The sequence below is a fragment of the Spirillospora sp. NBC_01491 genome (assembly GCF_036227065.1).
Lineage (GTDB): Bacteria > Actinomycetota > Actinomycetes > Streptosporangiales > Streptosporangiaceae > Spirillospora > Spirillospora xylanilytica.
Genome location: NZ_CP109432.1, coordinates 2546355 through 2559472, shown reverse-complemented (window position 1 = coordinate 2559472; position 13118 = coordinate 2546355). Strand labels below are relative to the sequence as shown.

The following is a 13118-nucleotide window of genomic DNA, read 5'->3' as shown; positions in this document are numbered from 1 at the left end:
GACCTCGTACCTGAACGATTCCCTGGCGGCACCGTCCCGGAACCGGTGGACCGCCGGTCACGCCACCACGGTCAGGGCTTAACGGTCACGGCACCACGGTCACGGGCCAGCGGCCAGAGCGGACCAGCCGGACGGCCACCGAGCCGACCAGCCGGTGCCCGGCCTGCGCCGAGGCGCCCACGACCACGGCGTCGGCCCGATTCTCGTCGGCGACGCGCGCCAGCACCGTGTACGGGTCGCCCTGCTCGATCAGGAAGGTGTAGCGGACGGGCGTGTGCTCGGACGCCCGGACGAGCTCGGCGCGCAGCTCGGCGGCGATCTGCTCCCCGGCCTCGCGCAGCACCGCGGCGCCGCCCGGGGTGAGCGAGGAGAGCGGGGCGAGCGGCGACACCAGCACCAGGATCAGCCGCGCCCCGTTGCGCCGGGCCTGCCCCCAGGCGTAGGCGGCGGCGCGCAGCGAGGTGTCCGACCCGTCGACCCCGGTGACGATCACCCGCGGCCCGTCGGTGCCCAGCTCGAACGGCCGGTCCTCGCTCATCTGACCACCCCGGGCACCAGGGTAGGACGCCGCCCCTCCGCACGCCCGTGCGCCCCCGCCCGCACGCGCGTGGGCGGGGTCAGGGGCGGGTGAAGCGGGCGACCAGGCCGTCCACGGCGAGCGACCCGGTGCCGAGTGCCGCGTACATCGCGTCGACCCCGGGGTAGCCGAGGGCGCGGGCCGCCGCGAGGGCCTCGCCGCGCGCCTCTGCGGCCAGGAGGTCCAGGTGCCGTCCGCCCAGCGCCCGGACGAGGCGGCGGCGCCCGGCGTCGGCCTCGTCCTCGCCGCGCCGCCGGGCCACCCACCGCTGGATGTGCGCCCGCGCCTGGACGGTCACCGCGAACTCCAGCCACTCCTCCGACGGCGAGGCGCCCGGATCGCCGAGGATCTCCACCACGTTGCCGGTGCGGACCTCGGCCGACAGCGGCGCCAGGCGCCCGTTGACGAGCGCGCCGATGCTGCGGTCGCCGATCTCGGGGGCCAGCGCGTAGGCGAAGTCGAGCGCGGTGGCCCCGGCCGGGAGCGGCACGGTGTCGCCGGCGGCGGTGAACCCGGCCACGGTCCCGGGGGCGAGGCCCGCGCGCAGCCCGTCGAGGAACTCGGCGGACGGGGCGCCGGACTGCCAGGCCAGCAGCCGGCTCAGCCACTCCAGGTCGCGCCGTCCCGCCACCGCGTGCGCGGTGGCCGCGTCGTCGCCGGCGTCGCGGATGTGCGCGACGATGCCGTACTCGGCGACCGGGTGCATCGCCCGGCTGCGGATGATCACCTCGAACGGGTCGCCGGACGGGGCGATCACCCGGGTGTGCAGGGACTGGTACAGGTTGTCCTTGGGCAGCGCGATGTGGTCGCGGACCTGCCCGGCGATCGGGTGCAGGGCCGCGTGCACCGCGCCGAGGGCGACGTAGCAGTCCTGGGCGCCGCCGTCCACGATCAGCAGCAGCCGCGCCGCCTCGCACGGCCGCAGCCCGGCCAGATCGCCGCCGAGGGACTCGTGCACCGCGTACAGGTGCGACGGCCGGATCTCGATCCGACCCCGCACCCCGTGCTCGCCGAGCGTGCCGCGCAGCAGCGCCATCGCGGGGCCGAACGCGCGGCCCGCGTCGCGCAGGGCCGCCCGCACGGCGCCGGAGGTGGCCTCGTGCGCCTCGGGCGAGCGGGCCGCGAACGCCAGGTCGTCCATCTCCCGCTTGAGGACGTGGATGCCGAGCCGCTCGGCGAACGGCACCAGCAGCTCGTGCGACGCCCGCGCGTACCGGGCCCGCTTGTGGACCGGCTGGTAGTGCAGGGTGCGCAGGTTGTGCAGCCGGTCGGCCAGCTTGATCACCAGGACCCGCAGGTCGTCCGCGGCGGCCAGCACGATCTTGCGGAGGGTCTCCGCCTCGGCGTGCCCGCCCCACCGCTCGCCGTCGAGCTTGGTCACCCCGTCCACCAGGACCGCGACCTCGTCGCCGAAGTCGGCGCGGACCTCGCCGACGGTGTAGGGGGTGTCCTCGACGGTGTCGTGCAGCAGGGCGGCCACCAGCGTGGTGGTGTCCATGCCCATCCCGGCGAGGATCATCGCCACGGCGAGCGGGTGGGTGATGTAGGGGGCGCCGGACTTGCGGAACTGGCCGCGGTGCAGCCGCTCGGCGACCTCGTAGCCGCGCAGCAGCTCGGCCTCGCCGCCGGGGCAGGCGGGGTGCCGCGCGGCGAGCAGGGGCGCGACGGCCGCTCTCAGGTCGCCGCGGCCGGGCGCGGCGGACCGGCCGCCGAGTGGGAGGTGGAACCGCCCTCGCAGGGGCGGGACGAGGCGCCTGAACGGCGGCGGCGTGGTGAGCGGCCCCGTGGGCGCCCCGGGAACGGCGGCCGTCCCCGGGACTCCGGCGGCGGGCGCCCGCCTTCCGGGGCCCGCGGGTGACCCGCGGCCCGCACCTGTGGAGTTCGCCGGATTGAGGGTCGCCATCACGCACCGACCTGCCAGCCTTCTCGGTAGCGCTCGTGCTACCGGGTGTAACCGGCATTATGCGCCGCGCCGTCCGGCCCGCGCGAGGGGGCGCGCGCGAAGGCCGGGCAAAGGCCGCGCCTGGAAGGTCTCCTGGGGTGCGATGTCAAGGCGATTTAACGAACACTTCATGACGCTGTGATGCCGGGCCCGGTAGTGCCAGGTAGTAATGCTCATGAGTGCCAGGCCGCCTTTGGCCGATGTGGCCCGCGTGCGGCCTCTGAATGGAGATGGATAATGGCGAAATGATGCCGACTCCCCGCAGCCTCCGCGCCGCCGCGTCCAACGCCGCCCAGCTGCTGCTGTACGGTCACGTCGCCGATCTGCGCCCGATGCCCACGGAGATGGTCGACGACGGGCCGAAGCGGTCGGTGTACCGCTACCGGCCGCCGGAGGGCGTGGTCCCGGCCGGTCCGCCGGTGCTGTTCGTGCCGCCGCTGGCGGCGCCGGCGCGCTGCTACGACCTGCGGCGCGGGTGCAGCCTGGCCGAGCACGTGGTGAACGCCGGCCGGCGCAGCTACCTGCTCGACTACGGCCCGATCGGGTTCGGCGACCGCGACCTGGGCTTGGAGGAGTGGGTCGGCGAGATCCTCCCCGGGGCGATCCGGGCGGTCAGCCGCGACTCGGGCGGTCAGCCGGTGCAGCTCGTCGGCTGGTGCCTCGGCGGCGTCTTCGCGCTGCTGGCCGCGGCGGCCGACCCCCGGTTGCCGATCGCGTCGGTCGCGGCGATCGCCTCGCCGGTCGACGTGCGGGCGGTGCGGCTCGCGGCGCCGCTGCGCCCGGTCGCCCGGCTCGCCCGCGGGCCCGTCGCCGACCTGGCCGGCGTGCTGCTCGGGGGCGTGCTCGGCGGGGTGCCGCGGCCGGTGGTGAAACGGGCCTATCAGCTCGTCGGCATCGATAAGTACCTGCTCCGGCCGTATAAAGTGCTGACCAATCTTGACAACGCCGAGTTTCTCGCCCAGATCGAGGCCGTCGATCATTTCACGAACGCCATGCTCGCGTTTCCCGGGCGCACCGCCGGGGAGATTTACCGCGGCCTGCTGTGTGACAACGCGCTGGCCGGCCCGGGGGTCGAGATCGGCGGGCGGCGGCTGGATCTCGGGCGTGTCCGGGTGCCGGTCCTGGCCATCGCCGGCCGCGGCGACGGGATCGCGCCGGCCGCGGCGGTCCGTCCGCTCACCCGGCTGCTCGGCCGCTCCCCGCAGGTGCGCTTCGAGGAGGCGCCCGGCGGGCATCTCGGCGTGCTGACCGGACGGTCGGCGCGGTCGAGCACCTGGGCGCACCTCGACCGGTGGCTGGACGAGGGCACCGTGCGGCACGGAATCCGCCCGCAGCGGCGGGAGGCCGCCGTCACGGTCTGATCCCCGCAAATCGCCCTGCCAGCAGCATTGATATGCATATCGGTATCGCAGTGTGATTGATGTCTATCTTGGACTTTCCGCTGGTCAGCTGCTCTCCTTGGTACGTCATCGACGGAGAGGAGTTCAACGATGCGCCGATCCCACGTGGTCGTCGCCGCGATCGCGACCGTGGCCGTGCTCGCGGGGGCGGGAGCGGTGTGGCTCATCCGCGGCGGCGAGGGGCCGGAGGGCGCCGCCGCGCGCTACGCCGACGCCTGGAGCCGCGGTGACTTCGCCGCCATGCGGGGCCTGACGGACGGGCCGCCCGCAGACTTCGAGACCCGCCTCACCCGGACGCGGGACGACCTGGGCGTCACGCGGCAGCGGTACGCGGCCGCCTCGGTCGGCCGGCCCAAGGATGGGAAGGCGGGCGGCTCCTACAGCGCCGAGCTCACCCTGAGCGCCGGCCGGACCTGGAAGTACACCGGCGCGCTGCCGCTCGTCCAGCGCGACGGCGACTGGCGCGTCGCCTGGTCGCCGGACCTCGTCCACCCGATGCTCCAGGAGGGGCAGCGGCTGCGCGCCGCGCGCGCCTGGCCGGACCGCGCCGAGATCCAGGCCGCCGACGGGAGCAGCCTGAACGCTTCGCCCTCCGGCTCGGTCCAGCAGTTCGTCGGCCCGGTCGGCGCGCTGTCGGCCGAGGCCGCCGCCAAGATCGGCCCTCCGTACCAGAAGGGCGACCCGGGCGGACTCGAGGGACTGCAACGCCAGTACGAGCGGCGCCTCGCCGGGACGCCGGCGCTCAGCGTGCAGATCGTCGGCGCGGACGGGACACCGGTGAAGACCTTGCAGCGGTTCGGGGGATCGGACGGGAAGCCGCTGCGCACCACGCTCGACCCGAAGGTGCAGCGCGCGGCGGGGGAGGCGCTCGGCGCGGTGGACAAGCCCGCCTCGCTGGTCGCCCTCCGCCCGTCCACCGGGGAGGTCCTCGCGGTGGCCAACAAGCCCGGCGGCTACAACCGGGCGCTGATGGGGCAGTACCCGCCCGGGTCGACGTTCAAGGTGGTCACCGCGGCGGCGCTGGTCGCGGGCGGGATGGACGCCGGGACCAAGGTCCCGTGCCCGGCCACCACCACGGTCGGCGGGCGCACGTTCAAGAACTACAAGCACGAGGACTTCGGGACGATCCCGCTGCGGGAGGCGTTCGCGCACTCGTGCAACACCACCTTCGCCCGCCTGGCGGTGGACAAGCTCGGCGAGAAGCGGCTCGCCCAGGTCGCCGCCCAGTTCGGCTTCAACGCCCCGGTCATCGCCGGGCTGCCCGCGGTGCGGGCCGCGTTCCCGCAGAACAAGGACGACACCTCGTTCGCGTCCGCGTCGTTCGGGCAGGGCCAGGTGCTGACCAGCCCGCTCAACATGGCGGGCGTCGCCGCGGCGGCGGCGAGCGGCACCTGGCGCTCGCCCCGGGTCGTCGACCAGGCGCTGGCCGCGAAGGCCGTCGACGCCAAGGGCCGCGCGCCCGAGAAGCCGCACCGGCTGGAGCCCGCCATCGAGCGGGCGCTGCACTCCCTGATGCCGGCCGTCGTCAGCGAGGGCACCGCGGCCGGGGTCGGGTTCCCGTCCGGGACGGCGGGCAAGACCGGCACGGCCGAGTTCGGCGAGGCGGCCGAGGGCGCCGACCCGCCGACGCACGCGTGGTTCATCGGCTATCGGGGCGATCTGGCGTTCGCCGTGATCGTCGAGGGCGGCGGCACCGGCGCCGAGGCTGCCGCGCCGCTGGCGGCCCGGTTCCTCAAGGGAGTCCGCTGACACGGGGAACCCCCCCGCGGCACCGACCATTTGGGCGTTTCCACCGTCAAGCGAAGTTCAAGGAACCTTTGGAAAACCCGTGATCGCGGGTTCCCTGGTGTGTCGCCCGGTGGTCGCCCGGTCACCGACCGTAGTGTGGCGCAGCGTCGCGGGCCCCAGCCCGCGGAGGCGCACAGGTCCGGCCAGGGCCGCCCCGGCGGGGGCGGGGCCGGCTTCGAGCCGCGCGGGCAGGAGGTCAGCGGTCCGCGCGGGACGGCGGGGGGCAGCGGATGACGGCGGACACGAGCGAGGTCGCGACCTGCGAGGGCGGCGACGGCGGCGTCCGGGAGGGCGCGGCGGCGGCCGGCGGGGTCCGGGCGGGCGGCACGGCCCGGACCCGGGTGGAGATCATCGGGGTCACCCCGTTCGGGCGCCCGGTGCCGCACCTGGTCGTCGCGGTCGCCCGCGCGGGCGGGCTCGGCGTGCTCGACCTCGGCACCGACCGGGCCGCCGCCCTCGCCGCGCTGGCCGACGTGGCGCGGTGGTGGCGCGGCCCGTTCGGCGTCCGCGTCCCGGCGGGCTGCGGAGTGCCGCCCGAGGACCTTCCGGACGCCGTCACCGCCGTCGTGATCGACGCCGCCGCGCTGCCCGGCCGCGACCCGGGCGGCCCCGGGACCGCGTCCGGGAACTCCTCCGAAGCAGCCGACGGAACCCCCACCGACGGGACCCCCACCGACGGGACCCCCACTGAGGCGATCGACGCCGCCGCGTACGCGCGAGGCCGCCGCCTGCTGGTCGAGGTGGTCGGCCCGGACGAGGCCGCCGCGGTGCTCGCGCTCGACGCCGGGCGGCCGGACGGGCTCATCGCCCGGGGCCGCGAGGCCGGCGGGCGCGTCGGCGACCTGACCACGTTCGTGCTGCTCCAGCACCTGCTGGCGGACCCCGCGGTGGACGTCCCGGTGTACGCGGCGGGCGGGATCGGCGCGCACACCGCCGCCGCCGCCGTCGCGGGCGGCGCCGCGGGCGTGGTGCTGGACGTGCAGCTCGCCCTGGCCAGGGAGATGGACCTCCCCGCCGACATCGTGGCGGCGCTGGAGGCGATGGACGGCAGCGAGACCCGGATCGTCGCCGGGCACCGCGTCTACACCCGTCCCGACCTGCCCGACCTCGACCCCGACGGGCTCGGCGCCGCCGGGGTCGGCGCCCGGCTCGGCGCCACCGGCCTGCACTCCCGGCTGCTGCCGGTGGGCCAGGACGGCCCGCTCGCCGCCGCACTCGGCCACCGCTACAAGACCGCCGGGGGGATCGTCCAGGCGCTGCGCGAAGAGATCGGCGCGCACCTCGGCGCCGCCGTCCGGGCCGTGCCGCTGGCGCCCGTGGACGCCCCGCCGGGCGCCTCCGTCGGCCGCGACTACCCCGTGGTGCAGGGCCCGATGACCCGGGTCAGCGACCGCTCGGCGTTCGCCGCCGCGATCGCGCAGGACGGCGGGCTGCCGTTCCTCGCGACCGCGCTGATGAGCGGCGACGAGGTCCGCGAGCTGCTGCTGGACACCGCCGACCGGCTCGGCGACCGTCCCTGGGGCGTCGGCGTCCTCGGCTTCGCGCCGCCCGCGCTGCGCGAGGCGCAGCTCGCCGCCGTGCGCGAGGTCCGCCCGCCGTACGCGCTGATCGCGGGCGGCCGTCCCGCGCAGGCCGTGCCGCTGGAGGAGGCCGGGATCAGCACGTACCTGCACGTGCCGTCGCCGGGCCTGCTCGACCGGTTCCTGACCGAGGGCGCCCGCAAGTTCGTCTTCGAGGGGATGGAGTGCGGCGGCCACGTCGGGCCGCGCGCCGCGTTCCCGCTCTGGGACGCGCAGGTCGAACGGCTGCTGGAGTTCACCGCCGGCAATCCCGGGACCGCCGCCGAGATGTCGGTGCTGTTCGCGGGCGGGATCCACGACGAGCGTTCGGCCGCGATGGTCGCCGCGCTCGCCGGCCCGCTCGCCGAACGCGGCGCCGACGTCCGCGTCCTGATGGGCACCGCCTACCTGTTCACTTCCGAGGCGGTCGCGGCGGGCGCGATCCAGCCGGGGTTCCAGCGCGCCGCGGTCGAATGCGAGGGGACCACGCTGCTGGAGACCTCGCCCGGGCACGCCACCCGCTGCGCCCGCACCCCGTACGTCCAGGCGTTCGAGGAGGCCAGGCGCGAACTGGAACGGGCGGGGACGCCGCGCAAGCAGATGTGGCGCCGGCTGGAGGAGCTGAACCTCGGACGGCTGCGCATCGCCAGCAAGGGGCTGCGCCGCGACCCGTCCGGACCGGGCTCGTCCACGCTGGCCCCGGTCGGGCCGGACGAGCAGCGCGCCGAGGGCATGTACATGATCGGCCAGGTGGCGGCGCTGCGCTCGGCCACCACGAGCATCACCGCCCTGCACGAGCAGGTCACCGCCGGCGCCACCCGGTTCCTGGCCGAACGCGCCGCGGCCCTCGGCGTCACCGGCGACCTGGCGGCGGCGAACGCGAAGGCGGAGGACGCGCGGCCGGCCGACATCGCGATCGTCGGGATCGGCTGCGTGTTCCCCGGCTCGCCCGACGCCGACGCGTACTGGGCCAACATCGTCGGCGGCGTCGACGCCGTCACCGAGGTCCCCGGGGAGCGGTGGGACCCGGACGTCTACTACGACGCCCAGGCGGAGCGCGCGCGGGCGGGGGAGAAGACCCCGTCCAAATGGGGCGGGTTCCTGCCCGACATCCCCTTCGACGCGCTCGCCTACGGCATCCCGCCGAACTCCCTCAGCAGCGTCGACCCGGTGCAGTTGCTCGCGCTGGAGGTCGCCTCGCGCGCCCTCAAGGACGCGGGGTACGCCGAGCGCCCGTTCGACCGGTCCCGCACCTCGGTGGTCTTCGGCGCCGAGGCCGGGACCGACCTCGCCGCCGCGTACAGCACCCGCGCCGTCCTGCCGGAGTACTACGGCGAGGTCCCGCCGGGCCTGGACGGGCAGCTCCCCAAGCTGACGGGCGACTCGTTCCCCGGCGTGCTCACCAACATGATCGCCGGACGGATCGCCAACCGGCTCGACCTCGGCGGCGCCAACCACACCGTGGACGCCGCCTGCGCCTCGTCTCTCGCCGCGCTCGACTCGGCCTGCAAGGAGCTGCTGTCGGGCGGCAGCGACATGGTGCTGTGCGGCGGCGCCGACCTGCACAACGGCATCTACGACTACCTGCTGTTCTCCTCGGTGCACGCGCTGTCGCCCAAGGGCCGGTGCGCCGCCTTCGACGGCGACGCCGACGGCATCGCGCTCGGCGAGGGCGTGGCGTGCGTGGCGCTCAAGCGCCTCGCCGACGCCGAACGGGACGGCGACCGGGTCTACGCGGTGGTCAAGTCCGTCGCCGGGTCGTCCGACGGCCGCGCCCCGGGGCTCACCGCGCCGCGCGTCGAGGGGCAGCGGCTCGCCCTGGACCGGGCCTACGCGCGGGCGGGGGTGTCGCCCGCGGGCGTCGGCCTGATCGAGGCGCACGGCACCGGCACCGAGGTCGGCGACCGGGTCGAGCTGACCACGCTCACCGAGACCTTCGCCGCCGCGGGCACCGCGCCGGGCGGCGTCGCGCTCGGCTCGGTGAAGTCGCAGATCGGGCACACCAAGTGCGCCGCCGGAATGGCCGGCCTGATCAAGACGGCGTACGCGCTGCACACCGGCGTCCTGCCGGGCACCCTGCACCTGACCCGGCCCAACCGGGCGTGGGACGCCGAGACCAGCCCGTTCGCGTTCGGGCACACCGCCCGCCCGTGGGCGTCCGCGCCCGGTGAGCGGATCGCGGGGATCAGCGGCTTCGGGTTCGGCGGCGCCAACTTCCACGCCGTGCTGTCGGGCTACGACGGCGCCCCCGAGCCCGTCTCCGGCCTCGCCGAATGGCCCGCCGAGCTGTTCCTGATCCGCGGCACCGACCACGCCGCCGCCCGCGCCGAGATCGACCGGCTCGGCGCGCTGCTCGCCACCGGCCGCCCCCGCCTGCGCGACCTGGCCCGCACCTTCGCCACCGGCCAGGGCCCGGTGCGCCTCGCGCTGGTGGCGACCGGGCCGGACGACCTGAAGGACAAGCTCGCCGCCGCCCGCGAGTTCCGCTCCGCGCCGGGCGTGTTCGCGGCCCCCGCCGAACCGGCGGGTCGCGGCCGGATCGCGTTCCTCTACCCCGGGCAGGGCAGCCAGCGGCCGGGCATGCTCGCCGACCTGTTCGTGGCGTTCCCGAGGCTCCAGCGGCTGCTGCGCCTGGACGGGGGCCGGCACGCCCCGGCGATGTTCCCGCCCGCCGCGTTCACCCCCGACGCGCGCGGCCGGCAGCGCGTCGCGATCACCGACACCCGGGCGGCGCAGCCCGCGCTCGGCATCGCCGGGCTGGCCGTCCACCGGCTGCTCACCGAGCTCGGCGTCCGCCCCGACCTGGCCGCCGGGCACAGCTACGGCGAGCTGGTCGCGCTGTGCGCCGCCGGGGTCTTCGGCGCGGACGACCTGATCGCGCTGAGCACCGCGCGGGCCGAGGCGATCCTGGCCGCCGCCGCCGACCTCGGCGGCGACCCGGGCGCGATGGCCGCCGTCGCGGCGACGCCCGCCGAGGTCCGCGCCGCCCTGACCGGCGTCCCGGACGTCGTCGTCGCCAACCACAACGCGCCCCGCCAGGTGGTGGTCTCCGGACCCGCCCCGGCGCTGCGGCAGGCCGTCGCCGCGCTGCGCGAGCGCGGCCTCGGCGCCGAGCCGCTCCCGGTCGCCTGCGCGTTCCACAGCCCGCTGGTCGCCGGGGCCGCCGCCGAGCTCCGCGTCGAGCTGGCCGGACGGGACCTGCGCTCGCCCGCGTACCCGGTCTGGTCCAACAGCACCGCCGCGCCCTACGACACCGACCCCGCCGAGCTGGGCGCCACGCTCGCCGGGCAGGTCGCCGCGCCGGTCCGGTTCGTCGAGCAGATCGAGGCGATGTACGCGGCGGGCGCCCGGGTGTTCGTCGAGGCCGGTCCGGGCCGGGTGCTGACCGGGCTGGTCGGCGCGATCCTCGGCGACCGCCCGCACACCGCGGTGCACTGCGACGCCCCGGGCGACGGCGGCGTGGAACGGTTCCTGACGGCCCTCGCCGAGCTCGCCGCCGCCGGGGTGCCGGTGGACCCGCTGCCACTGTTCGCGGGCCGCGGCGCCCGCGCGGTGTCCGCCGCGGACGCCGGTCCCGCGCCCGGCTGGACCGTCAACGGGCACCTGGTCAGGACCCGCGACGGCGCCTGCCTGCCCAACGCGCTGCGTCCCGCCGAACGGGTCACCGGCGACCGGACGACCTCCGAGTCGGCGGTCCTGGAGTACCTGCGCAACAGCCGCGAGATGATCGCGGCGCAGCGCGACGTCGTCCTCGGGCTGCTGGGCAGACCCGCCCCGTCCCCGGTCCCCGCGCCGCGTCCCGTGCTCCCGGGCGAGATCCTGGCGCCGAAGACCGCCGAACCGGAACCGCTCACCACCGGCGGCGTCCGCGCCGCGGTCCTCGCCGAGATCGGCGCCCGGACCGGCTACCCCGCGCACATGCTGGGCGAGGACCTGGACCTGGAGGCCGACCTCTCGATCGACTCGATCAAGCGCACCGAGATCATCGGGGCGCTGGCCGAGCGCGTCGGCCTCGCCGCCGCCGGGGCGCGGCTGGACGAGGCGATCGTCGAGCGGCTCGCCCGGATCAAGACCATCGGCGAGATCGTCACCTGGATCTGCGGCCACCTCGCCGGCGCCCGGCCCCCGCGCGGCGCCGTCCCGGCGCCCGCGGCCTCGGCGGAGACGGCGCCCGCGGCCGAGCCGGTGCCCGCGTCCGCCCCGTCCAGGCAGGTCGTGCGGGTCACCGGCCTGCCGCCCGCGGGCGCGCCGGAACCGCCCGCGTTCGCCGGCAAGCGGTTCGTGATCGTGGACGACGGCGGCGGCGTCGCGCTCGAACTGGCCGACCTCCTCGAACGGCACGGCGCCCGGGTGCGCACCCCGCTGGACGCCGGCGGTGCCTGCGACGGGCTGATCCACCTCGCCGCCCTGCGGCCCGGCGGCGGGCCCGTCCTGCCCGGCGCCTACGACGGGATCCGCCAGGCGCTGCTCGGCGGCCTCGGCTGGCTCGTGCTGGCCAGCGGCACCGGCGGCACGTTCGGGCACCGTTTCGACGGCGACCCGTCCGCCGGCGCGGGGCTGCGCGGCCTGGCCCGCACCCTCGCCCGCGAGTTCCCGGACGTCCTGGTCCGCGCCCTGGACGTCGGCACCAAGGACGATCCCCGCACCGTGGCGCGGCGCATCCTGGACGAGCTGCTCACCACCGACGCCCCGGTCGAGATCGGCTACGAGGGCGACGCCCGCCGCACCCTCTCGATCGTCCCGGCCGCGCTCGACCCCGGCGGGCCGCCCCGCCTGGACCTGGACGCCGACGGCGTGGTGCTCCTCACCGGCGGCGCCCGCGGCATCACCGCCCGCGTCGCCCGCGAACTCACCCGCACCACCGGATGCCACGTCGAGATCGTCGGCCGCACCGAACCGTCCGCGCCCGAGGACCCGCCGCTCGCCGCCGCGCCGGACGAGTCCGCGCTGCGCCGCGCCCTGGTCGCGCGGGGCGGCCTGGCGCCCGCCGAGATCGAGGCGACGATCCGGCGGACCCTGTCCGGCCGCGAGGTCCGCCGCAACCTGGAGGCCCTCCGCGCGACCGCCGCGTCCGTCCGCTACCACCCCGCCGACGTCCGGGACCCGCAAGCGGTGCGCGCGGTGGTCGAGGACGTCTACGCCCGGCACGGCCGCCTGGACGGGGTGGTCCACGGCGCGGGCCTGCTGGAGGACCGCCTCGTCCGCGACAAACCGCCGGGCTCCTTCGACCGCGTGTACCGCACCAAGGTCGACGGCGCCTGCGCCCTGGCCGCCGCGGTCCGTCCCGACGTGCGGTTCTTCGTGGTCTTCGGCAGCGTCGCGGGCGTCTACGGCAACGCGGGCCAAGCCGACTACGCCGCCGCCAACGACGCCTGCGACACCCTCGCCCGGCACTGGCGCACCCGCCTCCGGGGCCGGGTCCTGGTGGCCGACTGGGGCCCCTGGGCCGGTGGCGGCATGGTGTCCCCGGACCTCGCCCGCGAGTACGCCAAGCGCGGCATCGCCCTCCTGGACCCCGACGCGGCCGTGACCGCCCTCCTCCACGAGATCGCCTCCGGCGACGAACCCCAGGTCCTCTTCACAGGAACCCCCGAATGAACCCGCACGAACGCCCCCCCAACCCGCGCAGGTACCCGAGGAGGCGCGCGGCGGCTGGACTGAGGAGCGCGCGGAGCGACGTAGGAGTGAGCACGCGACGAGGGAAGTCGTTGCGTGAGGCGCCGACGAGCCGCGGTGCCGGAGGCGCCGCCGTGGGCGCTGTGAGGAGGCGCGCGGCGGCTGGACTGAGGAGCGCGCGGAGCGACGTAGGAGTGAGCACGCGACGAGGGAAGTCGTCGCGTGAGGCGCCGACG

The 13118-nt window shown here is 76.5% G+C and carries 5 protein-coding genes; 3 read left to right on the top strand and 2 right to left on the bottom strand.

The annotated features are described in order from the left end of the window. Positions 1-85: 85 nt before the first annotated feature. Positions 86-538, bottom strand: coding sequence for a universal stress protein (locus OHA34_RS12040; protein WP_285941212.1), 453 nt, complete (start codon positions 536-538; stop codon positions 86-88). A 79-nt stretch (positions 539-617) separates the two neighbouring features. After that, positions 618-2480: a RelA/SpoT family protein gene (locus tag OHA34_RS12035; protein ID WP_329521639.1), complete on the bottom strand. Its 1863-nt coding sequence runs from the start codon at positions 2478-2480 to the stop codon at positions 618-620. Between the two features lie 284 nt (positions 2481-2764). On the opposite strand from OHA34_RS12035, the gene OHA34_RS12030 reads away from it, so the two are divergent. From OHA34_RS12030 to OHA34_RS12020, 3 genes are all read left to right on the top strand, one after another. Beyond that, positions 2765-3880: an alpha/beta hydrolase gene (locus tag OHA34_RS12030; RefSeq protein ID WP_329521638.1), complete on the top strand. Its 1116-nt coding sequence runs from the start codon at positions 2765-2767 to the stop codon at positions 3878-3880. A 129-nt stretch (positions 3881-4009) separates the two neighbouring features. Next, positions 4010-5668, top strand: a complete 1659-nt coding sequence (locus OHA34_RS12025; protein ID WP_285941209.1) for a penicillin-binding transpeptidase domain-containing protein — start codon at positions 4010-4012, stop codon at positions 5666-5668. Between the two features lie 269 nt (positions 5669-5937). Continuing rightward, positions 5938-12864, top strand: coding sequence for an SDR family NAD(P)-dependent oxidoreductase (locus tag OHA34_RS12020; protein WP_329521637.1), 6927 nt, complete (start codon positions 5938-5940; stop codon positions 12862-12864). Positions 12865-13118 lie beyond the last annotated feature (254 nt).